Genomic DNA, 26,349 nt, shown 5'->3' on the forward strand with positions numbered 1-26,349 from the left:
ATGAAACACTACATAACGCTCTTCGTATTAGGATTTTCACTCTTAACAAATGCGCAAACAAACAAAATTGGCTTTGACTATGATGCTGCCGGAAATCAGATTAAACGCTATTTGTGTATAAATTGCCGTACGACAACTGAAAAAACTACTGATGTAAAGGAAATCGATTCACTTACAGAAAAGGATTTGCAGAAATTTTATAGTGAAGATGTGATTTCCTATTATCCAAATCCCGTTAAAGAGGAATTGTATCTGAAATGGGAATTTTCAAGCGATAATACAGTGTCTTCTATACACGTAAATAACATCAATGGTCAGGTTTTAAAGGCGGTATCCAATCTGCAGCAACTGACTACTCAGACTCTTGCTTTTGCACCCTATCCTTCAGGCCTCTATTTAGTGGTGCTCAATTATAGTAATGGCCGGCAAAAGACCATTAAAATCATCAAAAAATAAATTTTGATTGTAATTTTTAAGATTATAATTCCTGAACAAAACGGGTAAATTATTCTAAAAATTCAGTTTTCTTAGCAGCGAAAGAAGGACCATTTGGTTATATTAGTGAAGTGCCTTTGGGTGGTGAAAGATATTTAGAAAGAGCCGCATATGAATTTGAATGGTATTTAGGAAATCGTAGTTCATATGTTTCGGAAGGAATTAATAAATATAAAAAATTATGAAAAAAAATATACTAATTATTATGTTATGCTTATCTGTTTTAGGATGCAAAAGGAAGGAAGGATTAGAACTTGAGATAATAAATAAATCTATTCTTTCCTTAGTTCCTGAAGATAAGAATACATATAATAATATGGATGACAGTTTAACTAATTATAAATCAAAAACAATTATCGTTTTTAAATTGACAAATTATGATTGCAAAAGTTATTATTTTAATTTGAACTATTTTGGTAAATTATATTCTAATTTGGACGGTTTAACAATAAATCAAGCTACAATTTATTTTTATAAAGATAATAGAAATAAAGAGGAAAAAGTTAAAGTGAGATACGGTCATCCAAATTTTAATCTTAATCCAAATTCTATATCGAATAAAAGGAATGTTCATATTTTAAAAATGTTAAATTATTCTACTATGGGTAATGAAAAATATTTTGACAATTCAAATTTTATAATTCATTCAAATGAGACTCTTTATTTTGAAGGGTTTGTAAATCTTCCTTATGGAGATCCAATCCAAAATGCTCATGTGGATTTTGATAAAAATGCAAAATATAGTGCTGAAATAACGATGTTTAGTGACTCTACCAACTATAAAAAGATGTTGTCAAGACCGATTTTAAGAACTATTCAAAAAAATGGATATCAGGTCTATCATGGTGTAATCAAATCTAAGAACAGAGTTTCGATTAAATTTATAGAATAGGGATTAGGTACCTTCACTAATGCCAGCGCACTCTCATTAGCGCAAAGTACTATTATCGATGGGCAACAGCAGAAGGATTTTGTGGAAGTTTAGGAGCCACAGCATGGAGCTCAGGACCGGTTAAATTTGCTAACAGCGCAGTGGGAACAATAGCCTTTGGAGCACTAAGCGGAGGTGTAGGAGCTGAATTGACAGGAGGTAATTTCTGGCAGGGAGCCGTCACTGGAGGAATTGTTGCCTGGCTGAATCATGTAATGCATCAGATGGATAGTCCTGACGACAACGGCTATGATGAAAATGGAAAGCAGATAAACAATAAAGGAGGTGATACTACTGATTACATGTATGATAAAGACGGAAATATCATATCGTCAACTTCTGTTCGATTTAAAGGAGCTATTTCTAGTAGTGGAGAATTAAGAGGTTATGGCTTTAGGGATTTAGAATGGCTAGTGGAGCTATAACCGATGACTCCCTTAACTTTACGTCTAATTTATTTGCAGTAGGTGAAATTTATGCAGGAGCCAAATTAACAATAATGGGACTTACAACTGTTTCTAAATCTAGTTTAGGTATTAGAGTTGTTTTAGGAGGTTCTGAAACAACATTAAAGTCTTCAGTCTATTTCCAAACAACATAGGTATTAATTATAAGATGCCATGGCGGTTACCAACAGTGATGGGTGTTCCTATAAACAATTTAGGGATTTTTCTAGGACGAAATTCTTCTGTTATTGGTGCTGGAATGATTGTTCACAGAAGCAATACACTTTATAATGGATTTAAACCTTAAAAAGATGGTACAATTAGAAACGGAAATAGCAAACTTTTTTAAATCAACTACAGGTCTAAGAGACATAGATTTAAACACAAATATAGGGGATGAAAAATATAAAATATTTGATTTAGATGCTGAAAATTTAATGGAAACGTTCTTTAAAAAGTATAATATTGATTATTCAAATTTCATTGTTAGTAAGTATTTTATATATCCAAATTATTCTTGGAGAAGTTTAGTTTTCATTCGATTATTTTTTGACAAAGTAGAATATCCTTTAAAACCAGCACTCACAATAAAACATTTAATTGAAGTCGCTAAGAGAAAAGAATGGTTTGATCCATCATAGAGACAAGAAAGCCTTTAGGACAAAACTAAAATTTAGATTATGAATAAAAAGGCATTCTTTATAATTATGCTCACTTTGGGAATAATAATTTTTATGTATTTAATATCAATTAATAATACTATTCAATCAGAAATAAGTGCTATTCAATATGAGGATAAGATAGATAACCTACGGGTTAAAAAAGCTTACAATGAAAGAGGTATATACATTTTAAATGACCAATACTACGTAAATAGCTCCACTTTCATAGTTGGAACTAATACAATTAAGATAGAGGATGACGCTATATGGAGACCTAAAGGAAGTGAGCATAAACCAAGGATATCTGATATTGAAGCTCCTTTTATAATTAGCAAAAATAAAAATAGTGATACTATTTTTATTCAAAAAGACGGCAGTACAATTTCATTGCTTCTGTCAAAATAAAAGAAATAATGTTAATAAATAAATCTTTTCATACCTGACAATGTGACGCAAAAAGAGAAAATGTTCTAAAAGTTTCTGATTTCATTTTCGTATAGGGGTGATGGAGCGGTGACGGAGAAATAACCTAGCAAACCTACAATGTCAAAATGTCAAAAAATAAGAAGTAAAAATTAAAACAGCAATAACATTGGTAGAGGTTATGAGGTAGTTTTAATAAACTTTTCTTTCACTTTCACTCCAAACCTTCAGGTAGCTTTCAGCAATTTTTACATAATCATGTTCCTTCTCGATAAAAGCCCTGGCACGTTTGCCCATTTCCGTTATTTCTTCGGGATTTTCGATTAAATACGATAATTCGGCAACCAGATAATCTACATCCGGAAGCGCATTTACGCAGACTCTTTCGGTAAGGTGGTAATAGTTGTTAAATTCAGTTTCTGCACCTGTAAAAACCACTTTTCCTTTTGCCATTGCTTCGAGTGCATTGTATCCCTGATCATACGAGTATATCTGATCTAATACAATTTGCGCATGATTGTAAAGGGTGATGTATTGTTTATAAGGAGCGTTTTCAGTTTTGATGATAGCTATTTTGTTGCCATATTTTTGCTGAATAATTTTAAGAGATTCTTCGAAAAAAAGTGTTCCTTTTTTTATGCTGCTTGTATTATTTACGCCTAAAAAAATGATGACTTTTTGGACGCTATCCAACGGTTCAAAAGCAATTTTAGCGGTATTTACCGGATTCGGAATTAAGGTTTTTTCCGGCAATGGAATTTTATAATCCAAATCAGAAACTATTGTTTTGGAAACACTTTTGCTTACAAAATCATATAAATCGCGATATTTTTTTTGAGTGTATTTTAGTGAAAAACGATAATAAGAAGCAAGTTTCCTGTCTTTTAGCAAGGGTGTCAAAATAGAATATGTTAGAGAATCTTTTAGCATGAAATCGATTATGGGCGTGTCTTCACCGCAAACGAGCAGAAAACTTTTTTTATTCTGACGAAAGAGTTTTTTTAATAAAAATTTAGAAAAAAAAGGATAGGTTTCAATTGCGTTGGAATTGATCAACTGAACGACATCATACTCTTTTAATCGGGGTAAAAACAACCAAAAACGAATTCCTTTTTCAGCCAGTGGCAAATCTAGTTTGAAAAGACGGAACAAAATTTTGTTTAAAAATACTAAGAGTTTGTTCTCCATAAAGTACCTGGGAAAAATAGAATAGTCCACAGGAAATTGCTTGAAACTATCCCCTGTTGCAATAATGGTGACCTCATGCTGCAGCACTTCCAGTCCTTCTTTTAAAGAATTATGCAGCCTGCTATATTCTCCTACCAATAGTACTTTCATTTGTGTCGGAAATATTTATATTTACGTAAATATATATGAAAATGTCAAATGTTTTTTCTGAAAAGGACTTCGAAATTTTAATTGCTACCAAAGATAGAAGCAATTTTGATTTTTTGATGCCTATGTTTCCGTTTGAACATTTTTCAAATTTCAATATTCTGATTATAAATCAGTCGAAAAATAAGATTTTGTCTTCTGATTTTGAATCTGTTAAGGTAATTAATAGTACTGAGAAAGGTCTGTCTAAAAGCAGGAACAAAGCCATTCAGAATGCCTCAAAAAAAATCTGTTTGATCACCGATGATGATGTTGTTTTTGCAGAAAACTTCAGAAAAGATATTCTATTGGCTTTCGAAATTCAGGAAAAAGCGGATATCATTACCTTTAATCATCAGCGGATTGGTGCTTTGCAGCCACAGAAAAAATGGAATTCACCTTTCAAACATAATTCAAAAACCATCTGGAGTGTAAGTTCCATTGAAATTGCATTCAAGGTAGCAGAGATTAGAAAAAAGAATATCGCTTTTGACACCAATTTTGGACTGGGTTCCTTTTTTGAAACTGCCGAAGAATTTTTATTTTTAAAAACAGCTTTAAATCAAAACAGGAACGTTTATTTTAGCCCGGAAATTATAGTTTCGCATCCTGAATTTTCATCGGGAAAAGACGAAGGATCCGATACTTTAATTTATTCGAGAGCGGCTTTATTTTATAAATTGCATGGAAGCTTCGCTTACATCTGGCTGGCAAAATATGTCTTTTTTTTGATTAGAAAAAAGTACATTCGCTTTTCTGAAATTGGAGAAAAATATAAAACCGGTTTTGCAGGAATCGCAAAATTCAGAGAAATAACGCAACATAAACTATGACTACAAATACTGATATTCAGTTAATCGAAATTCCAAAAATTCAGGACAGGCGCGGCAATCTTTCAGTTATAGAAGGGCAAACCATTCCGTTTGCCTCAACACGGGTGTATTATTTGTATGATGTTCCTAGCGGAAGCAAACGCGGTGGGCACGCCCATAAAAATCAGCAGGAATTTTTAATCGCTCTGAGCGGAAGTTTTGACGTGGTTTTGAAAGACGGAAAAACATCGCAGACCGTAACACTCAACAGGCCTAATTTAGGCTTGTTAATCGTAGAAGGGATCTGGCGGGAATTGCAAAATTTTTCTTCCGGTGCAGTTTGTCTGGTTTTGGCTTCGGACGAATTTGACGAAGAAGACTACATCAGGGAATATAAAAATTTCAAACTATTTAAAAACCGATGAGCCTAGACCAAGGTCAGCCATTTTTAATTTTATCTGAATCAACAGCCATAATAAAGAGGAGGGAAGGCTTAGTAAAAATCTTTTTTTGAAGCCTATTTTCCCTAAATCAATTCCGGTATAAAAGTGAGTAAAAAGGGCTTTGTTGCCGGTTAATTTGCTTTTTATGGCGAGCGAGAACCGATTTAAATCTAAATAATGCTTCAGGTCAGCATTCGTTTTTTCAAGCTTTGTAAATTTCGAAAAATCCATTTTTGCATGTAGTAATGTATCGTTTTTAGACAAGCTGTTGTTGTCATAGACATAGCGCGCCAGAATGCTCCATGAAAACAAAACAGGATAAACCAATCCGATTCTAATCCAGAGATCTGTATCCTGACCGCTTTTTATGTTAGGGTCAAAAACTCCGATTTGGTCAAAAATGCTTTTGTGAAATACCGCGCAGGAAGTCCAGATAATGGGTTCTTTTGTACTGGCGCGAAAGTAATTTACAAGCTCAGAACTGCCAGTTTTGGGTATGGAATACTGAGCAGGAAATATTTTTTTTGAAGTTTCAATTTCAATCGCGGCACTAAAAATTTTTTGTTCCGGAAACTGCCTGATTTGTTCAAACATTACCTGCAGGAAATCAGGGTACCAGTAATCATCGGCATCAAGAAAAGTAATGTGTTGTGCGCTGGCTTTTTCGATACCGAAATTTCTTGCCAGTGAAACGCCTTCATTTTTTTTGGAATAGTACTGAATTCGGGGATCTTTAAACTGGAGCGCTTTTTTCTCACTGTTATCCGTTGATCCGTCATTCACCAGAATCACTTCGAAATCCTGAAAAGTCTGAGCCAGTACACTTTGTATCGTATTTTCGATAAAGTTTTCTTTGTTGTATAACGGAATAATGATAGAAAAAAAAGGCATTGTTTTTAAGGTTTAACGGGTTGAAATATAGCCTTTTTGTTCTTTCTCAAGTTGGCATAAATAACCCAATCGGTACAAGTCAAAAATAAACAAACAAGGATAGTTACCGCCTAAATTTTTTAGAAAAAGAGAAGCTGTTATTTTATGAAAAAAGGCAACCGCTGACAATGCGTTTATTCTGTGAATTTTCAATAGCAATTTGGAAAGCCGGACGTAGTCGGGAGGCAGTAACTGATTGTCAATTAAGTGTTTTAAAGCATGCAACGATTCATTTTCTTTGCGAATGGCCACTTCAAAATCATCCATTCCATAATGATAAACAGGATTATTAATGTGCTCTATTTGAATGTTTTCTTTCATTAAGCTATAAGAAAATAAAGTATCTTCATGCCTCAAATTTGGAATAGATTCATTAAAAGAAACTTTCTCAAAGATCGATTTATGAATTATAAAATTAAGGCTTAAAGAACTGAGGTAAGGATTTTTTTGTCTTCTTCTATAGTCTAACGCTTCTCTGTTTTTTCCGTAAATCCATCGAAACAGCTTGCTTTTTTGTGGTTTTTCATCAGGATATACTAAACCTCCATTTACTAACTTCGGGTCATTTCCAAGTTGATTGATGTAGTTGGAAATGAAGTCTTTATTTTTTGGAAAAACATCAGCATCCAGAAAAAGTAACCAGTTATGATTTGTTCTTCCGGCCAGTAGGTTTCTAATCTTGCTTCTTCCAATATTAGTGCTCAGTATTTCGTAATGGCAATATTCCAGTGTATTTATTTTTTCATTCTCAGCAGCTGCAATTGTTGAAGCATCATCCATTGCAATAATTTCAAATGCAATCCCTAAACCTAAACATTGTTGGTGTAATTCTAAAACAAGCGGATAAATAGTATAATTGTATGTCGGGATAAGAATGGAGAGCATTAATAGCAATTTTTAGTAATATATTTGCAACGTAACAGAAGATTCAAAAGTATGGAATTTATAAATAGAATTGCACTTGCTGAAATTATTTATAATAAAATCAACGATAACAAAACGCTTTTAGCCACCCAGTTTGCCGCGTCAAAAAACGCAATTGGCTACCTTTTTATCGATGATTTGCTTCCTGAAGAAATAGCTATGGGTCTATACAATGTTTTCCCGAAGAAAGAAGAGATGATTTTAAAGAAAAGCATCAAGGAAGATAAATTTGTAGCGGTACAGATGAACCTTTATAATCCTGTATTGGAGGAAATTATTTATGCTTTTCAGGATCCTAAAATTGTTCATTTAATTGGGGAGATCTGCCAGATAGAAGCGCCAATTCCGGATGAGTTTTTGTATGCAGGCGGACTTTCTATGATGGGAAACAAACAGTTTTTAAATCCACATTTAGATAATTCACACGATAAAGACAGAGAGCGCTGGCGTGTCCTGAATTTATTGTATTACGTTACACCGGACTGGAAAGAGGAATATGGCGGAAATCTCGAATTGTGGCCCGACGGTTTACAAAACAAACCAGTAACAATTCACAGTAAATTCAACCGATTGGCCGTTATGGTGACGCACAATCAGTCGCTGCATTCGGTGTCGCCAATCGTTTTTGACGGATTCAGATGTTGTATTTCCAATTATTACTTTTCAAAAGTACCGGTTTACACAACAGATAAATTTCACGTTACTTCCTTCAGAGGAAGGCCTGAACATAAATTTACGGATGCAATTTTAAAAATAGATACTTTTCTTAGAATGAATCTGAGAAAGTTGTTTAAAAAGGGAATTCGTGAAAACCCACATGTTTATAAAAAATAATTGGGTTTTATACGCTGCGCTGTACCACTTCAAAAATTCTTTCGTCCTCACATTTTAAGGTTTTAGACGGGAATTTCATCAATAAAGCATAATCGTGAGTGGCCATGATAACTGTTTTACCGTTGGCGTTGATTTTTTTCAAAACTTCCAATACTTCAGAACTCGTCTGCGGATCAAGGTTTCCGGTCGGCTCATCGGCAAGGATAAATTCAGGATCGTTTAGCAGCGCTCTTGCAATGGCAACACGTTGTTGTTCACCTCCCGAAAGCTGGTGAGGCATTTTGTTTACAAATTCTTTCATTCCGACTTTGTCCAGAACTTCATCGATTTTGTGTTCCATGGCGTCTTTTTCATGCCATCCGGTTGCTTTTAGTACAAAAAGCATGTTGTCTTTTACAGAACGGTCCGGCAGTAATTTAAAATCCTGGAAAACAATTCCAATTTTACGTCTCAAAAACGGAATTTCACTTTCTTTTAAAGTCGCCAGATCAAATTCAACGATGTGGCCTTCTCCTTCACTTAAAGGCAAATCGCCGTATAAAGTTTTCATAAAACTACTTTTTCCGGAACCTGTTTTCCCGATGATGTAGATGAACTCACCGTGCTGAACATCTAAATTAATATGAGATAAAATTTTTCTTCCTTCCTGATATATAGTGACTTCTTTAAGAGACAGTACGATTTGTGACATAATAAATTGATTTGAATGGTAAAAGTAATAAGATAACGGATGGATTCAAAATAAATTTCAATCATTTCTGAAGAAAACCTATAATAGAAAGAAATAAAAAATCAGACCCTGTAAGCGATATAAGTTCATTTTAGAGAATGGTGTGGCAGGTTTTTGGTATTGAATTGTGAAGGAATAAGTACGTTATAAAAACATTTAGCCCGTGAAAAATTGAACCATATAAGTGATGTAAGTTCATTTTAGGAAATGATGGGTAAGGTTTTTATTTATGAAATTGATATACTCTCAATCTCATGGAGCGGTTTGTTAAAGAGTCTTACTTATAATAACTTACACAACTTATATGGTTAAGAGATATGCTTGCAGAAGCTGTCAGATATAAGTTTTTAAAATGTTTTTTTATAATAAAAGGCCGAAACGTTTCGTTATAAACGGTATTAAATGATAAATTTGAATACTAAATAACAATAAAATGCGTAAACTTTTTTGGTTCTTTTTACTACCAATTGTCCTTTTTTCGACCCTGGTATCAGCGCAAAAATCAGCTATATATACCTACGATCTAAAGGATTTTGACAAAGCACTGGCTTTATACAATGACAAACAATACGCTTCGGCACAACATATTTTTGAATATGTAAAGAATAGCGCCACGACAGAAGAAGTTCAGTCTGATTGTGCTTATTACATTGCCAACTGCGCCATCAGGACGAATCAGGCGAATGCTGATGCACTGATGGAAAAGTTTGTAACCGACTATCCGACAAGTACAAAACAAAATCAGGCTTATGTAGAAGTGGCTCATTTTTTCTTCGAACAGGGCAATTATCCGAAAGCTTTGCAGTGGTTTGACAAGGTAGATGAAAGCTATATGAGCAAGTCTGACCTGGATAAATTCAACTTTCAGAAAGGATACAGTTATTTTAATGCTAAAAACAAAAAAGAAGCAACAACCTATTTCAATAAGGTGGTTAATTCTCCCGAGTTTGGCTCTCAGGCCAAATATTACTTAGGGTTTATGGCATATGAAGGAGACGATTACAAAGAAGCGACCAAGTATTTTGATGAAGTTTCAGGAGAAGAAAAATACAAGGAAAAGCTGTCGTACTATCAGGCCGATATGAATTTCAAATTAGGAAATTTCCAAAAAGCGATTGATTTGGGCCAAAAGGCAATGGGGAAATCAAATGCCCTTGAGCAATCGGAATTGAATAAAATTATTGGGGAAAGTTATTTCAATTTAAAACAATACGACAAAGCGATTCCGTTTTTACAGGAATACAAAGGCAGAAAAGGAAAATGGAATAACACCGATTTTTATCAGCTGGGGTATGCGTATTATGAGCAAAAAAACTACGAAAGCGCGATTTCCCAATTCAATAAAATTATTGAAGGAAAAGATTTCGTAGCCCAAAATGCCTATTATCACTTAGGGCTGAGTTACCTGAATACCGGAAAAAAACAAGAGGCATTAAATGCTTTCAAAAACGCTTCTGAAATGGATTTCAACACCCAGATTCAGGAAGACGCCGCTTTAAATTATGCTAAACTGAGTTATGAAATCGGAAATGCATACCAGACCGTTCCCGGCATTCTGCTTGATTTCTTAAAAAAATACCCAAACAATTCCAGCAGATCAGAAGTAGAAAAACTACTGGTGGATTCGTATATCTCTTCAAAAAATTACAAGGAAGCTCTGGTTTTACTGGAGAAGAACCGAACTCCCGAAAATAAATTAGCCTACCAGAAAGTCCTTTTTTACAGAGGCGTGGAATTGTATAATGAAGCCAATTATGGCGAAGCACTAAAAATGTTCAATAACGCTGTAAAAGAACAAAAAAATCCTGACTTTACAGCCAGAGCCACCTTTTGGAAAGCAGAATCAGAGTATGTGACCGATGATTTTAAGGCTGCTTTACTGAGTTACAAACAATTTGCGGGACTGGCTGCGGCAAAAACAACTGACGAATACAAAAACATCAATTATAATATAGCCTACGCTTATTTTAAACTGAAAGAATACGATCAGGCCGGTACTTATTTTCAGGCCCAAATTGATACTTCGAAAGAAGATAAAGTACGTTTAAATGATTCGTACTTACGTTTGGGAGATTGCCGATTCGTGAGTGCCAAATACGGGCCGGCCATGGAAGCGTACGCCAAAGCCATGGAATCCAAAGGGGTTGACGCGGATTATGCGCAATATCAAAAAGCACTTTCTTACGGTTTTATGTCTAAAAACGATAAAAAAATCGAAGAGATGAATAATTTCCTGTTGATGTATAAAAAATCATCTTACAGGGATGACGCTTTGTATGAATTAGGAAATACTTACGTTGCGCAGAAAAAGAATGATTTGGCCATTAAAACATACGATCAGCTGATTTCTGAATACAGAAACGGGGCCTTTACTTCAAAATCAATCCTGAAACAAGGTCTGGTATACTACAATACAGATCGTGACAATGAAGCTTTAGTAAAATTTAAAAAAGTTGCTGCCGAGTTTCCAAAAACACCGGAAGCTTTAGAAGCAGTCTCAACTGCCAGATTAATTTACGTTGATTCCGGAAAAGTAGACGAATATGCCACCTGGGTACGTACTTTGGATTTTGTCGAGGTTACAGATGCAGAACTGGATAACGATACATACGAAGGAGCTTTTAAACAATACAGTCAGAATAACAGTAAAGTGGCCATTACAGCTTTTGCAGGTTACATCAGCAAATTCCCAACCGGAATTCATGCGTTGGAGGCAAACTATTATTTAGCACAATTGTATTACGCAGAAGGTTCGGAAACGAAATCGGTTGTCAATTATCAATATGTAACAGATCAGCCGAGAAATGAATTTACGGAGCAGTCATTAAACAGACTGGCCCAGATTTTCCTGAAAGCAAAAGATTGTGACAAATCGATTCCGGTATTGGTTCGTTTAGATAATGAAGCCGATGTTGCCCAGAACCAAAACTTCGCACAGGCCAATCTGATGAAGTGTTACTACGATAAAAAAGACTATACAAATGCAGTGGTCTACGCTGACAAAGTACTGCAAAATTCAAAAGCAGATGCAAACGTAAAAGCAGATGCACAGATTATCGTAGCCCGTGCCGCAATGCAGACCGGTGATGAAGACAAGGCAAAAACTGCCTATGCTAAATTGTCAACCACTTCAAAAGGAGAACTGGCAGCAGAGGCGCTGTACTATGATGCCTATTTTAAAACAAAAGAAGGCAAATTTGATGCTTCCAATGTGGCAGTTCAAAAATTAGCGAAGAGTTATTCGGCTTATAAATATTACGGTGCGAAAAGTCTGGTGCTGATGGCCAGAAATTTCTACGGACTGAAAGACAGCTATCAGGCCACTTATATTTTAGATAATGTCATCAATAATTTCACCGATTATCCGGATGTAGTGGAAGAAGCGAAAAGAGAACTGAGCGCTATTAAACTGGAAGAGTCTAAAACGAATTCGTCGATTACGAAATAAGAATATAGAATATAGAATATAGAAGAAAGAATATAGAATATAGAATATAGATCATAGAAAAAATAGAGGTAGATGAGGAAAATCTATTTTCTATGTTCTTCTCTCTATACTCTCTTTAAAAAAAAGAAAAATGACTTTACCTTTTTATATCATTGATGTCTTTGCTGAAAATAAATATGCCGGGAATCAACTGGCGGTTTTTTTGGAAGCAGAAAATCTAAGTTCGGAAGAAATGCAGAGGATCGCCAAAGAGATCAATTTTGCCGAGAGTACTTTTATTACAAAGCTGGATTTTGAAAATAATAGAGCCGAAATCAGAATTTTTACGCCGGCAAGTGAAATGAAATTTGCAGGCCATCCCATTATCGGAACTTCGTGGGTGCTGATCCATAAAATATTCAAAAATGAACCTGATGCCATTACACTGAAAGTTCCGATTGGAGAAATTGCGATTCGTAAAACAGAAGATTTAATTTGGTTACAAGCGGCTCAGCCGGAATTTTTAAATGTTTTCGATAAGGAAGACTTTTTATCCTTCAGTAGTTTAAAAAGTGAAGATTTTGAGGATCAGTATCCTGTTCAGGAAGTGACCACGGGAAGTGCTTTTGTGATCGTTCCGCTTAAAGATCAAAAAGCTTTGGAGGCATTGGTTTTAGACAAAGACAAAACAAATGACTGGCTGATGAAGAATTGCCAAACAAACCACAGGGCCTTATATTTTTATTGCCTGGAAGATTCCAAAATAATAAGCAGAATGCTTTGTGTAGAACACAATCAACTGGTGGAAGATGCCGCGACAGGAAGCGCCAGTACCTGCTTACAGGCTTTTCTTCTAAAATATCATTCGGCGAAAATAGAGACGATAAACCATCAGGGCGATTTTATAAACCGACCGTCCCGAATTTATTTTAAAGGAGAATTGACAGAGAACGAGTATACAATACAAATTGGAGGAAAATCTCAATTTGTTGCCAAGGGAGATTGGGAAGCATGATAATGAGATGATTAGATAATTAGAAAACTAGATAATGTAATGCCTGATTGTAAAATGTAATTTGAAAAAAGACATTTCACATTTCACCAATTGGATTTTACAAAATAAAATAAATATGAAAATGAATTTCAATAATAAAACGATCCTTTTGATTTTGCTGTTTGTTTTTCAGCTTTCCTTTTCGCAGACGAAAGAGGAAAGTATCGGAACTGAAACAGTAAATGTGGTAAAGCCCTATTCGCCGACAGTATCAGATGCCTTTAAGGTAAAAGAAACCCCTTCGATTGACGATGCGGGAAACCAGCCCAAAGAAACGATTAAATACAGTATCTTGTCTGTTCCGGTGGCTTCCACTTTTACACCTTCAAAAGGAAAAGCAGAAGGCGTAGAGAAGTCTAAACAGGAACGTTTGTTTAGCAATTATGCGACTGTAGGAGTAGGGAATTATTCCACTTTAAATGCGGAATTGTTTGTAACACAGGATTTAGGAAATAACGATTACTTTTCCGGAATGTTCCGTCATCATTCGTCTCAGGGCGGCATAAAAGACGCAGAACTGAATGATGAATTCTATGATACCGCTTTAAATATTGGCTATGGTGCCAACAATCGCGATATGTCCTGGGCCGTCGATTTAGGATATCAAAACCAGATTTACAACTGGTACGGTTTGCCTGCAGCCTTTGGTTCGGCCTTGCTTCCCGGAGAGCGCTTAGAGTTAGTGGATAAAATTAATCCGAATCACTCGTACAACACCATATCTTTAGGTGGGAATATTGATTTTACAGAAGGTGTTTTTAATAAGATATCAACCCGATTTACGCATTTCTCAGATAATTTTTCGTCTTCTGAAAACAGGTTTTACCTAAAACCATCGTTTAAAGTCGAGGTGATGGACCAGTCTATCAATACCAATATTATTGTAGACCACGTGAGCGGAAGTTTCGAAAATAATTATGCGAATGATAATACGGAGCCTTTAAAATACAGCCTTACTAATTTTGGAATTGAGCCTAGTTTTGTAATTCTTGAAAACGACTGGACATTAGAGTTAGGGGCAGGATTGTTTTACGGTCTGGACTCTGAAAACAGCGGGAATAAATTTTATATTTATCCAAAAGTAAATGCTTCTTATAAATTAGTAGGTGACCTGATGATTTTTTATGCCGGGGCAAATGGTAGCCTGAATCAGAATTCCTATGCTGATTTTGTAACCGAAAACCCATTTCTGTCTCCAACGCTTAACATGAGGCCGACGAGCAATCAATACACTGTTTTTGCAGGATTAAAAGGGAAACTGGCCAATAATATCAATTATAACGTAACAGGTTCTTATCTGAATGAAAAGAATAAAGCATTGTTTAAAAGCAATGATTACACAGAAGACCTTGCAAATGAAAATTACGCCTACGGAAACTCTTTCGGAGTGGTGTATCAGGACGTCAGAACATTTCGTTTTTACGGGGAACTAAAAGCTGATTTTTCTGAAAATGTTACTTTTGGAATCAACGGAACTTTTAACAGCTACAAAAATGACGGCGATTTAGAAGCCTGGAATTTACCAACAATAAAATTAAGCTCAAACCTGGATGTCAATATCACCAAACAATGGTATGCCGGCCTGAATGTTTTTTATGTGGGAGAACGTAAGGATATGCAGTCGAATTTAGATTTTGCCACAGATCCTGTTATGGTAACTTTAAAAAGCTATTTTGATGCCAATGCGCATTTAGGATACAAATACAGCGAACGTCTGACTTTCTTCTTAAAACTGAATAATATCGGAAATCAGGCTTACGAAAAATGGCTAAATTACGCGGTACAGGGATTTCAGGTCTTAGGCGGCGCCAATTATAAGTTCGATTTTTAATTCTTTTTACCGCAAAGGGCGCTAAGTTTTACGCAGGGTTCGCTAAGTCTTTACAGAGATTTAGCGAACTTTGCTTTTATAGTTAGCCACGAATAACACGAATTCTCACGAATTAAAGTATTTATAAATTATAAGCAAATAGAATAATCATTCTAATCCTTTAATCAGTGGCAAAAAAAAATCGCGAAAATTAGTGCAAATTTGTGTAATTCGTGGCCTAAAAAATAGCGACCTTTGCGTAAACTTAGCGCCCTTTGCGGTTAACTACACAATGGAATTCAAACAAAAAATACATAAGCATTACTTACAAATGGTCCAGGATCGGATCGATGTTTTCAGGGACATGATTTCTGCTCTGACCGAAGATTCTAAAAACGATGCAAAAGGTTCGGCCGGCGACAAGCACGAAACAGCACTGTCGATGATGCATATCGAGCAGGAAAAACTGACCAATAAACTAAAAGAAGCTATCACTCAAAAAGCAATTTTAGATAAGATTGATGCCGCCAAAACAGCAGAAAATATTATTTCCGGAAGTCTTGTCAAAGCCAACGGAATCTATCTGTATTTAAGCGTTGCCCTTCCCAAAATTACGATTGACGGTATAAATGTGATCGCCCTTTCGCCTCAGTCTCCTTTAGGCTCGCATTTAATGGGAAATAAGATGGGGTTTCAGTTTGAAATTAATAAAACGCATTATACCATCGAGAGTGTTTTATAACAATTCACATCACTTATTCTTTTTCAGATTAAAACAGCGATAAATCTGCTTAATCTGCCAAATCTGCGTGCCACATTTTGCAGCTTAGAAATATGCTTACTTAAAACAATAAATGTATTTGTGAGCGTATCCACACTACTAGATTTTAGAAAACCACATTTTTTAAAGAACTTCTATTTCTTCTGTTAATAATCTTTCATCGTTTTGAAAGCATCAGTCATTATAATTCAACGATCTCTTTAAAACATTGAGTTTTTTTCTTTGTTCACCTTCAAAATTGAAATTTTCAAGTTTGAAGCTTTATTTGGTGTTAAAATTTTACAATTTATATGTAAAATTCAACTTATGATTATAAATTGTAATTGAATTTGGCTTTTGTGTTTTTCAATTATAACCATTACTGCATCTTTGCCCTATCAAAATAAAATTTAAAAATAAAAATATATAGTTATGTGTGGAATCGTATGTGCCTTTGATCTAAAACAAAAAGCCGAAACATTAAGACCTCAAGTATTAGAAATGTCTAAAATCATTCGTCACCGCGGACCGGACTGGAGCGGAATTTACAGCAATGAAAAAGCAATTCTGTCTCATGAGCGTCTGGCGATTGTAGATCCGGCTTCAGGAAAGCAGCCTTTGTTTACAGAAGATAAAAAACTGGTTTTGGCTGCAAACGGTGAAATTTACAACCACAGGGAATTGCGCAAACAATTTGAAGGAAAATATAACTTTCAGACCGAAAGTGACTGCGAAGTTATTTTAGCTCTTTACCAGGAAAAAGGACCTCATTTCGTGGATGAAATGAACGGAATCTTTGGATTCGCAATCTATGATGTAGAAAAAGACGAGTATTTTATTGCCCGTGACCATATGGGAATTATTCCGTTGTACATTGGATGGGATCAGCATGGGACTTTTTATGTAGCTTCTGAATTGAAAGCTTTAGAAGGATATTGCACCAAAATTCAGTTATTTCCTCCTGGACATTACATGACCAGTAAAGATGGCGAATTTGTACAATGGTACAAAAGAGACTGGACAGAATATGATGCCGTAAAAGACAACGAAACAAGCATTCCTGCAATAAAAGAAGCACTGGAAGCGGCAGTACACAGACAATTAATGAGTGATGTCCCTTACGGAGTTTTACTTTCAGGAGGTTTAGACTCGTCCATTACTTCGGCGGTAGCCAAAAAATTTGCACAAAAACGTATTGAATCAGATGATACCACAGACGCCTGGTATCCGCAATTGCACTCTTTTTCAGTAGGATTAGATGGTTCTCCTGATTTAGCAGCTGCACAAATTGTAGCCAAACATATCGGAACTATTCACCATGAAATTAAATTCACCATTCAGGAAGGTTTAGATGCAGTTCGTGATGTAATTTATAACCTGGAAACGTATGATGTAACTACGGTTAGGGCTTCGACTCCAATGTGGCTGATGGCGAGAGTTATCAAGTCAATGGGAATCAAAATGGTACTTTCAGGTGAAGGTGCAGATGAGTTATTCGGAGGATATTTGTATTTCCATAAAGCGCCAAATGCACGAGAATTCCACGAAGAAAACGTTCGTAAATTAAGTAAACTGCATATGTACGATTGTTTACGTGCCAATAAAAGTCTGGCAGCCTGGGGAATTGAAGGCCGTGTACCGTTTTTAGACAAAGAATTTATGGATGTTGCCATGCGCATCAACCCACAGGATAAAATGATCAACAAAGAGCACCCAATGGAAAAATGGGTAGTTCGTAAAGCATTTGAAGACATGTTGCCGGAAAGCGTTGCCTGGAGACAGAAAGAGCAGTTTTCTGACGGAGTAGGATACAGCTGGATTGATACTTTGAAAGAAGTAGTTGGAAAAGAAGTTTCAGACGAACAACTGGCCAATGCGAGATTTAAATTTCCATTACAGACCCCAACTTCAAAAGAAGAGTACTATTACCGTTCTATTTTTGCAGAACACTTCCCGAGTGATGCAGCCGCTTTATGTGTGCCGCAGGAAGCAAGTGTGGCCTGCAGTACAAAAATTGCCCTGGAGTGGGATGAAGCGTTCAAAAATATGAATGACCCTTCCGGAAGAGCAGTGTCAAGTGTACACGATGATGCCTACGTAAAAGCATAAAAATCATTAAATTAAAAATTGTTAATAGGAAAGACGTTCTCTTAATCGGGAACGTTTTTCTTTGTTAAATGTTAAATTGTATTATTTCAGCTACTTAAAAATAATTATTGGCAATTATTTAACTTTCTTTTTTATATTTGACATTCCCCAAAGAATATCCTGAAAATGAACTTTAAAAATACTGTGAGATAAAATTTAAGGTTGCTAAAAAAAATAGAAATAAAAAAAAGAATGGTATGTCTGGAATATTAGCCGTTATAGGTAAAGGAAAAGACCCGCAGCTCGTGAGGGAGCTTTCTAAAAGAATGTCGCACCGTGGTCCTGATGAAAGAGGGTATCAGATCATGGAAAATGGCAGTATTATCTGCCATGAAAGTTTGTCGATTATAGATTTGAATTCAGGGAAACAGCCTATTCAGGGAACTAAAAATGCCTGGATGGCACATGATGGGGAAATCTATAATTATCAGGAATTAAAAAACGGACTTTTAAAAGCGTATACGTTCAGAACGAAATCAGATTCAGAAGTTATTGTGCACTTGTACGAGGAATTCGGATATAATTTTTGTAATAAGTTAGACGGGGATTTTGCATTTGTAATCATTGACGGAGACGATTATATTGCCGGCAGGGATCCGTTGGGTGTTAAGCCTTTGTATTATGGTCTGGATGAAAGAGGAAGGATCTATTTTTCTTCTGAAATGAAACCGATTGCAGATCAGTGCAAAACGTTTTCCACTTTTCCTCCCGGGCATTATTATACCCCGAAAACCGGTTTTGTAAAATATTACCAGCCGGAATATGAGGATTACGAAAAAGCAAATCATGATCTTGATTTATCTTTAATAAGAGAAACGCTGACAGAAGCAGTCCGTAAGCGCTTAATGGGTGACTTACCAGTCGGTGTTTTGCTTTCAGGTGGTCTGGATTCTTCTCTGATCTCTTCGATTGCGACCCGATTACTGGCCGGAACCGGAAAAAAAATACAATCCTTTTCAATTGGCTTAAATGCTGATGCTCCCGATAATAAAATTGCGAGGAAAGCAGCTGAATTTTTGGGAACAGAACACCACGAAATTCATTTTTCTGTTCAGGAAGGAATTGACGTGTTGGAAAAAATAATTCAGAATATTGAAACCTACGATGTCATCTCGGTAAGAGCGAGTGTACCCATGTTTATATTGTCGAAAGCAATAGCGGAGAAAGGTATAAAAGCTATTCTTTCGGGAGAAGGTGCTGATGAAATTTTTGGAGGACATTTGTATTTTAGAAATGCTCCGTCAACAGAAGAATTTCAAAAAGAGACGATCGAAAGGGTGCAGAAACTGTTTACGGCAGATTTATTGCGCGCTGATAAATCGACCATGGCCAATGGTATCGAAACAAGGGTTCCCTTTTTAGATAAGGATTTCCTTGATGCCAATGTACTGATCAAACCCGATGAAAAACAGCCAAAAACATACGACGGAATTGAGAAATACATTCTGAGAAAAGCATTTGACACTCCCGAAAATCCTTATTTGCCGACAGAAGTTTTATGGCGTCAGAAAGAACAATTTTCAGATGGAGTCGGATACAACTGGATTGACGAGTTAATTGAATATTGTGCGACACAGGTATCAGACGAGCAATTACAGGGTGCCAATGCAGAATTCCCATACAATTCGCCAACCACAAAAGAAGCGTATTTATACCGATCGATATTCCATAAATATTATCCGCAGGTCAGTGCGGCGCAAACCGTTCGAAAATGGATTCCAAAATGGCAGGAAAACCAGGATCCAAGCGGAAGAGCAAATGCAGCCCACCTGAAAGCGGATGTTAAAATTGCAAAATCCGGAGTGGCAGTTTAAAAGATAAAATCTTTACTAAAAATAAATAGAATCCAGATAGCAATTGGATTTACAGGAATAACATCAAAATCCGAAACGACATTTTAAAAGTTTGTTTCGGATTTTTTTTATAGGATTCTATTTTTAAGATTAGCTGTGTCTAAGAAAAGTACTATATTTGGTTCAGTCATAAATAATTAATCGTGTTTTAATAATTGAATGAAAGTATGAAAAAAGTATTACTTAAAGGAATTTTGTGTTGCGCCCTGGGCGTAGTGAGTTCTGGTTACGCTCAAAAAAAGGAAACCCCCAAATACATTACCAATGTAGAAGGAGTGAAGGAATATTCATTAAATAATGGATTGAAAGTACTGTTGATTTCGGATGCCTCCCAAAGTAATATGGTTGTCAATATCATTTATAATGTGGGTTCCAGAAATGAAGGGTATGGTGAAAAAGGAATGGCACATTTACTGGAGCACATGCTTTTTAAGAGTACTAAAAACCTGGGTGATATCAAAAAAATGCTTTCAGACAAAGGCGGAAATGCCAATGGAACGACCTGGCTGGACCGAACCAATTATTATGAAGTTTTTCCTTCGAATGATGAAAACCTGAAGTGGAGCCTTGAGATGGAAGCAGACAGGATGGTTAATTCTACGATTCTGCAGACCGACCTGGATAAAGAATTCTCTGTGGTAAGAAATGAATTTGAGATTGGAGAAAACAATCCGGATGGTGTTTTGCAGGAGAGAATCGTTTCTACCGCTTATTTATGGCATAATTACGGAAATAGCACTATAGGTAGCAAAGAAGACATCGAACGCGTAAAAGCAAATACATTAAGGGTTTTTTACGAAAGATATTATCAGCCTGACAATGCAACTTTGGTAATTGCAGGTAAATTTGATGAGCAAAAAGCACTGGAATACATTGGACAGTATTTTTCAGTTATACCAAAACCAAAAAGAGTTTTGGATAAAACCTATACCCTTGAGCCGGCTCAGGACGGAGAAAAATTTGTAGAATTAAAAAGAGCAGGTGATAGTAAAAACGTAGGCGCTTTGTATCATACCGCTCCTTATGCTGATAAAGATTACGCCGCCATTGACGCTTTGACCGAGATTTTAACGGCAGATCCTTCCGGTTATCTTTATAAAACATTAGTAGAAGCGCGTAAAGTGTCCAGTATTTACAGCTGGCAGCCAACTGTAAGAGATGCAAGTTTTGTGTATTTCGGAGTGGCCGTACCTAACGATAAAGACATTAAGGAAACAGAAAATATCGTACGCGCGGAACTGGATAAAATCCCGACAACGAAATATACCGATGAAGATGTAGCAAGAGCGAAAGCAAAAATCATTAAACAGATCGAAAGTATAAAAAACAACACCATTTCTTATGCAATCAATCTGACGGAAATTATTGGAGCAGGAGATTACAGACTTGGGTTTATCTATCGTGATGCTGTCGAAAAATTGACAAAAGAAGATATACAAAGAGTTGCGGAGAAATATTTCAGAAGCAATAACAGAACCGTTGGAATTTTTATTCCGTCTAAAGAGGAGCAGCGATTGAAATCTGTAGAAATTACAGACGAGCAAATAACAGCACTTACTAAAGATTACAAAGGAAAAGCGTTAGAAAAAGAAACAGCTGCATTTGAATCTTCCATCAAAAATTTAAAACAAAATCTTGTAGAAGGCAAACTAAGTAATGGTGTCAAATACGGACTGGTTAAAAAAGAAATAAAAGGCGGAAAAGTTCAGGCCAGTTTTAAATTTCCGGTTAGTAATGAAAAAGAATTAGCAGGTAAAACAAATACTGGTGGAATTCTGGCGCAATTATTAAAAACAGGTACCAAAACCAGAACAAAAGAACAAATTCAGGATCGGTTAGATCAGTTGAAGTCCAGTGTGAATTTTGGTTTTTCAGGACAAACTTTGTCGGTTAACATTAGTACTTATAAAGAAAGTTTTAAAGAAGTAATGGACATTTTAAATGATTTGTTGGTTAATTCGACTTTTCCGGAAAACGAATTAACAAAAACGATTACAGAATATAATACTTATTTAGAGTCTAATCTTAATGATCCTCAAACGGTTGCTTTTACGGAGCTTTCAAGACAGATTACGAAATATGATAAGTCAAGTATTTTTTATACACCAACAATTCAGGAACAGATTGATGCTTTTAAAAAGATAAAACAAACTGAGATAGTTGATTTTTATAAAAATATACTTGGCGGAAATAATGGTGTTGGAAGTGTAGTAGGAGATTTGGATGCAAAATCAACAGTTGAGATTTTAGAAAAAACTTTTGGAAAATGGAACTCTAAATCAAAATATGAATTAGCGAAACCTTCTTATTTTGAAACAAAAGTTTTGGATAAGGATTTTATAACTCCGGATAAAGAAAATGCGGTAGCATTGGGCAGAATTAGTTTTAAAATGACAAGAACAAGTGCTGATTATCCTGCATTTGTAATGGCTAATGAAATATTAGGGAGCGGAGGTTTTTTAAGTGCAAGAATTCCGATGCGATTAAGAGAAAAAGAGGGAATTAGTTACGGTGCCGGCTCGTTTATTGATGTGCCTATTACAAGCGATGTTGCTTCATGGTCATACTACGCTTTTTTAAATCCTGCAAAAAAGAATGCAGTTGAAACGGCTACAAAAGAAGAAATTTCAAAAGCATTAAAAGATGGTTTTACTGCTGATGAATTAAAGTCAAACCTTATCAGTTGGCAGAATCAGAGAAAAACAAGATTAGGAAGTGATGAAACTCTGATGAATCTTGTTAATACTTATTTGCAATACGGGATTCCGTTGGAAGACTATGATGTCTTGGAAACTAAAGTTAAAGCGTTAAAAGTAGAAGAGGTTAATGCTGCTTTAAAGAAGTATTTAAGTCTGGATAAAATGACTTCTGTTTATGCAGGAGATTTTAATAAAAAATAATAAAATAAATTCCAATTTTTTAAAATTCCGGATTCCAATTTAGCATTTGAAATTTTAAAAATAAAAACTTCAAAAACCGAAATGACATCACGATGTTTGTTTCGGTTTTTTTGCATAATCAACTTTTGGAATTTGGAATTTTGAAAAATTGGAATTTAAATCGATTGTTCCTTTTTTTATTGGCTTTTTTTGACAATATGTTAATAACTTACCAGCTTTAAATCGTAATTTAACGGATATATAATTTGCGTTTTTATATATTTGCGTGTTAGACAATAATTACATTTTTTTAGAATAAATTATATGAGCGAAGAAATCAAGAAGAACAATTATTCAGCAGATAGTATTCAGGCATTAGAAGGAATGGAGCACGTAAGAATGCGTCCATCGATGTATATTGGAGATGTAGGGGTTCGAGGGCTACACCATTTGGTTTATGAGGTTGTTGATAACTCTATTGATGAGGCGATGGGAGGACATTGTGATACTATTGGTGTTGCAATTAACGAAGACGGTTCAGTAACAGTTGAAGATAATGGTCGTGGTATTCCGGTTGATTTACATAAAAAAGAAGGTGTTTCGGCACTTGAGGTAGTAATGACTAAGATTGGTGCCGGAGGTAAATTTGATAAAGATTCTTATAAAGTTTCCGGAGGTTTACACGGTGTTGGGGTTTCGGTTGTAAATGCCCTTTCCGTTCATATGAAATCTACTGTTTTCAGAGACGGTAAAATCTACGAGCAGGAATACGAAAGAGGTAAAGCCATATATCCTGTTAAACAAGTTGGGGAGACGGAAAAAAGAGGTACACGCCAGACTTTTTACCCGGACGATACCATCTTTACTCAGACAATTGAGTTTTCTTATGATACTCTGTCAGCTCGTATGCGTGAGCTTTCTTTCCTGAATAAAGGAATTACCATCACATTTACAGACAAAAGGGAAGTAGATGAAAAAGGAGAGTTTAAAGTAGAAGTTTTTCACTCAGACGAAGGTCTTAAAGAATATATTCGTTATTTAGACGGTAACCGTGAGCCTATTATCTCTCACGTAATAAGCATGGATCACGAAAAAGGGGAGATTCCGGTTGAAGTTGCCCTGATTTACAATACAAGTTATACAGAGAATATTTTTTCTTACGTAAATAATATCAACACGCACGAAGGAGGAACGCATTTACAGGGTTTTAGAAGTGGTTTGACAAGAACGCTTAAAAAATACGCTGATGCATCCGGAATGCTGGACAAGCTGAAATTCGAAATTGCAGGAGATGATTTCCGTGAAGGATTAACAGCTATTATTTCGGTAAAAGTTGCCGAACCGCAATTCGAAGGACAAACCAAAACAAAACTAGGAAACAGGGAAGTAGTTTCTCCGGTTTCTCAGGCTGTTGGAGAAATGTTAGAGAATTATCTGGAAGAAAATCCAAATGATGCGCGTATCATTATCCAGAAAGTGATTTTGGCGGCACAAGCTCGTCACGCTGCTAAAAAAGCACGTGAAATGGTACAGCGTAAAACCGTTATGGGCGGTGGCGGATTGCCGGGTAAATTGTCAGATTGCTCTGAACAGGATCCTGCAAGATGTGAAGTGTACCTTGTCGAGGGAGATTCGGCTGGTGGAACAGCAAAACAAGGTCGTGACCGTGCGTTTCAGGCGATTTTACCCTTACGTGGTAAGATTCTGAACGTAGAGAAAGCGATGCACCATAAAGTATTCGAAAACGAAGAGATTCGTAATATCTTTACCGCTTTAGGAGTTACCGTTGGTACTGCAGAAGACAGTAAAGCCTTAAATCTTGAAAAACTCAGATACCATAAGGTAATCATCATGTGTGATGCCGATGTCGATGGTAGTCACATTTCTACCTTAATATTAACGTTCTTCTTCCGTTTCATGAAAGAACTGATCGAAGAAGGCCACGTTTACATTGCAGCTCCGCCTTTATATCTTGTTAAAAAAGGTAATAAAAAAGAATATGCATGGAATGATGTGCAGCGTGATCAGGCGAACGAAAGAATGGGAGGAAGTGCCGCTATTCAGCGTTATAAAGGTCTTGGAGAGATGAACGCGGAGCAATTGTGGGAAACTACCATGGATCCGAATTTCAGAACTTTACGCCAGGTAACAATCGACAGTCTGGCAGAAGCCGACAGGGTTTTCTCAATGCTAATGGGTGACGAAGTACCGCCACGTAGAGAGTTTATCGAGAAAAATGCGGTTTATGCAAATATTGACGCATAAAATAAAAGTTTAATAAATCAATTCGTTTAATTGTTTAAATTTACTAAACAATTAAGCGAATTGTCATTTAGAGACATAAAAATTAATTAATAACCGATAAAGTATAAAATATGAAAGTTACCATTGTAGGAGCAGGAAATGTTGGAGCTACATGTGCAGATGTTATTTCTTATAGAGGAATTGCCAGCGAAGTAGTGTTGTTGGATATTAAGGAAGGTTTTGCCGAAGGAAAGGCATTGGATATTATGCAATGTGCCACAAACACAGGTTTTAATACCAAAGTATCCGGAGTAACCAATGATTATTCTAAAACAGCCGGAAGTGATGTAGTTGTTATTACATCCGGAATTCCAAGGAAACCAGGAATGACCCGTGAAGAATTAATTGGGATCAACGCAGGAATTGTGAAAACAGTTGCTGAGAACGTGTTAAAACATTCACCCGATACCATCATTGTTGTAGTTTCTAATCCAATGGATACTATGACGTATTTAGCTTTAAAATCTACCGGATTGCCAAAAAACAGAATTATAGGTATGGGAGGTGCTTTAGATAGTTCCCGTTTCAGAACCTATTTGTCTTTGGCTTTAGATAAACCGGCAAACGATATCTCTGCAATGGTTATTGGAGGTCATGGTGATACAACTATGATTCCGTTAACCCGTCTGGCCTCTTATAACGGAATCCCGGTGACGGAATTTCTTTCAGAAGAAGCATTGCAAAAAGTGGCAGCAGATACAATGGTTGGAGGAGCTACCCTTACAGGTCTTTTAGGAACTTCTGCGTGGTATGCGCCGGGAGCTTCTGTAGCGTACCTTGTGGATAGTATTTTAAATGACCAGAAAAAAATGATTGCCTGTTCTGTTTTTACAGAAGGAGAATACGGTCAGAACGATATCTGCATAGGAGTGCCTTGTATCATCGGTAAAAACGGAGTAGAAGAAATTCTGGATATCCAGTTAAACGAGCAGGAAAAGGCTTTGTTTGCCAAAAGTGCAGATGCAGTTAGAGGTATGAATGATGCCCTAAAATCGATTTTAGTATAAGGATTTTGGTAAAAAAAAGATAAGGCTGCACTTTTGCAGTCTTTTTTTTGAGATTAATTAATAAATAAATTGGTTAATCTTTTCGTAAATTATATATTTGCTC

At 35.9% G+C, this 26,349-nt stretch carries 21 protein-coding genes; 17 read left to right on the forward strand and 4 right to left on the reverse strand.

The window, feature by feature from the left end:
• The 5 genes from D0817_RS03040 to D0817_RS03060 all read left to right on the forward strand — a co-directional run bounded on the left by D0817_RS03040 (nucleotide 1) and on the right by D0817_RS03060 (nucleotide 2,939).
• Nucleotides 1-456, forward strand: coding sequence for a T9SS type A sorting domain-containing protein (locus D0817_RS03040; protein WP_127336929.1), 456 nt, complete (start codon nucleotides 1-3; stop codon nucleotides 454-456).
• 220 nt (nucleotides 457-676) lie between these two features.
• Nucleotides 677-1,387, forward strand: a complete 711-nt coding sequence (locus D0817_RS03045; protein ID WP_127336930.1) for a hypothetical protein — start codon at nucleotides 677-679, stop codon at nucleotides 1,385-1,387.
• A gap of 140 nt (nucleotides 1,388-1,527) precedes the next feature.
• Nucleotides 1,528-1,851, forward strand: coding sequence for a hypothetical protein (locus tag D0817_RS03050; protein WP_127336931.1), 324 nt, complete (start codon nucleotides 1,528-1,530; stop codon nucleotides 1,849-1,851).
• 332 nt (nucleotides 1,852-2,183) lie between these two features.
• Nucleotides 2,184-2,513, forward strand: coding sequence for a DUF1493 family protein (locus tag D0817_RS03055; protein ID WP_161568413.1), 330 nt, complete (start codon nucleotides 2,184-2,186; stop codon nucleotides 2,511-2,513).
• 39 nt (nucleotides 2,514-2,552) lie between these two features.
• Complete coding sequence (locus D0817_RS03060) at nucleotides 2,553-2,939, forward strand: hypothetical protein (RefSeq protein WP_127336933.1); 387 nt, start codon at nucleotides 2,553-2,555, stop codon at nucleotides 2,937-2,939.
• Nucleotides 2,940-3,149: 210 nt separating this feature from the next.
• Here D0817_RS03060 and D0817_RS03065 read toward each other — a convergent pair whose 3' ends face one another.
• Nucleotides 3,150-4,295, reverse strand: a complete 1,146-nt coding sequence (locus tag D0817_RS03065) for a glycosyltransferase (protein WP_127336934.1) — start codon at nucleotides 4,293-4,295, stop codon at nucleotides 3,150-3,152.
• 41 nt (nucleotides 4,296-4,336) lie between these two features.
• Between D0817_RS03065 and D0817_RS03070 the strand changes: the two genes are divergently transcribed.
• Both D0817_RS03070 and D0817_RS03075 read left to right on the forward strand, forming a co-directional pair.
• Nucleotides 4,337-5,164, forward strand: a complete 828-nt coding sequence (locus tag D0817_RS03070; RefSeq protein WP_161568414.1) for a glycosyltransferase family 2 protein — start codon at nucleotides 4,337-4,339, stop codon at nucleotides 5,162-5,164.
• The gene (locus tag D0817_RS03075) at nucleotides 5,161-5,568 is read left to right on the forward strand and encodes a sugar 3,4-ketoisomerase (protein ID WP_127336936.1); all 408 of its coding nucleotides are present in this window, start codon (nucleotides 5,161-5,163) and stop codon (nucleotides 5,566-5,568) included. The genes D0817_RS03070 and D0817_RS03075 overlap by 4 nt, the downstream gene beginning before the upstream one ends.
• On the opposite strand, the gene D0817_RS03080 is transcribed toward D0817_RS03075, so the two are convergent.
• Nucleotides 5,551-6,477 carry a glycosyltransferase family 2 protein gene (locus D0817_RS03080; protein WP_127336937.1) on the reverse strand — a complete coding sequence of 309 codons (927 nt, stop codon included), beginning with the start codon at nucleotides 6,475-6,477 and terminating at the stop codon, nucleotides 5,551-5,553. The two genes, D0817_RS03075 and D0817_RS03080, sit on opposite strands and share 18 nt — an antisense overlap.
• Before the next feature lie 12 nt (nucleotides 6,478-6,489).
• Nucleotides 6,490-7,401, reverse strand: a complete 912-nt coding sequence (locus tag D0817_RS03085) for a glycosyltransferase family 2 protein (RefSeq protein ID WP_127336938.1) — start codon at nucleotides 7,399-7,401, stop codon at nucleotides 6,490-6,492.
• 51 nt (nucleotides 7,402-7,452) lie between these two features.
• Here D0817_RS03085 and D0817_RS03090 point away from each other — a divergent pair, with 51 nt between their 5' ends.
• Nucleotides 7,453-8,274 carry a 2OG-Fe(II) oxygenase gene (locus D0817_RS03090; protein WP_193555350.1) on the forward strand — a complete coding sequence of 274 codons (822 nt, stop codon included), beginning with the start codon at nucleotides 7,453-7,455 and terminating at the stop codon, nucleotides 8,272-8,274.
• A gap of 7 nt (nucleotides 8,275-8,281) precedes the next feature.
• On the opposite strand, the gene D0817_RS03095 is transcribed toward D0817_RS03090, so the two are convergent.
• On the reverse strand, nucleotides 8,282-8,965 hold the full coding sequence (locus tag D0817_RS03095) for a cell division ATP-binding protein FtsE (protein WP_127336939.1): 684 nt from the start codon (nucleotides 8,963-8,965) through the stop codon (nucleotides 8,282-8,284).
• Between the two features lie 472 nt (nucleotides 8,966-9,437).
• On the opposite strand from D0817_RS03095, the gene D0817_RS03100 reads away from it, so the two are divergent.
• From D0817_RS03100 to mdh, 9 genes are all read left to right on the forward strand, one after another.
• A complete protein-coding gene (locus tag D0817_RS03100; RefSeq protein WP_127336940.1) occupies nucleotides 9,438-12,452 on the forward strand; it encodes a tetratricopeptide repeat protein in 3,015 nt (1,004 codons plus the stop codon).
• A 130-nt stretch (nucleotides 12,453-12,582) separates the two neighbouring features.
• Nucleotides 12,583-13,446, forward strand: coding sequence for a PhzF family phenazine biosynthesis protein (locus D0817_RS03105; RefSeq protein ID WP_127336941.1), 864 nt, complete (start codon nucleotides 12,583-12,585; stop codon nucleotides 13,444-13,446).
• Nucleotides 13,447-13,561: 115 nt separating this feature from the next.
• On the forward strand, nucleotides 13,562-15,316 hold the full coding sequence (locus tag D0817_RS03110; protein WP_127336942.1) for a TonB-dependent receptor: 1,755 nt from the start codon (nucleotides 13,562-13,564) through the stop codon (nucleotides 15,314-15,316).
• A 271-nt stretch (nucleotides 15,317-15,587) separates the two neighbouring features.
• Nucleotides 15,588-16,037 carry a hypothetical protein gene (locus tag D0817_RS03115; protein WP_127336943.1) on the forward strand — a complete coding sequence of 150 codons (450 nt, stop codon included), beginning with the start codon at nucleotides 15,588-15,590 and terminating at the stop codon, nucleotides 16,035-16,037.
• A gap of 450 nt (nucleotides 16,038-16,487) precedes the next feature.
• Nucleotides 16,488-18,164, forward strand: coding sequence for an asparagine synthase B (gene asnB, locus D0817_RS03120; RefSeq protein WP_127336944.1), 1,677 nt, complete (start codon nucleotides 16,488-16,490; stop codon nucleotides 18,162-18,164).
• A gap of 236 nt (nucleotides 18,165-18,400) precedes the next feature.
• On the forward strand, nucleotides 18,401-20,017 hold the full coding sequence (gene asnB / locus D0817_RS03125) for an asparagine synthase B (protein ID WP_127336945.1): 1,617 nt from the start codon (nucleotides 18,401-18,403) through the stop codon (nucleotides 20,015-20,017).
• Nucleotides 20,018-20,223: 206 nt separating this feature from the next.
• Nucleotides 20,224-22,956, forward strand: coding sequence for a M16 family metallopeptidase (locus D0817_RS03130; RefSeq protein ID WP_127336946.1), 2,733 nt, complete (start codon nucleotides 20,224-20,226; stop codon nucleotides 22,954-22,956).
• Nucleotides 22,957-23,259: 303 nt separating this feature from the next.
• Nucleotides 23,260-25,200, forward strand: coding sequence for a DNA topoisomerase (ATP-hydrolyzing) subunit B (gyrB, locus tag D0817_RS03135; protein ID WP_127336947.1), 1,941 nt, complete (start codon nucleotides 23,260-23,262; stop codon nucleotides 25,198-25,200).
• 110 nt (nucleotides 25,201-25,310) lie between these two features.
• On the forward strand, nucleotides 25,311-26,246 hold the full coding sequence (gene mdh / locus D0817_RS03140; RefSeq protein WP_127336948.1) for a malate dehydrogenase: 936 nt from the start codon (nucleotides 25,311-25,313) through the stop codon (nucleotides 26,244-26,246).
• Nucleotides 26,247-26,349: the final 103 nt, after the last annotated feature.

The sequence above is a fragment of the Flavobacterium cupreum genome (genome assembly GCF_003996965.1).
In the GTDB taxonomy this organism is placed as follows: Bacteria; Bacteroidota; Bacteroidia; order Flavobacteriales; family Flavobacteriaceae; genus Flavobacterium; species Flavobacterium cupreum.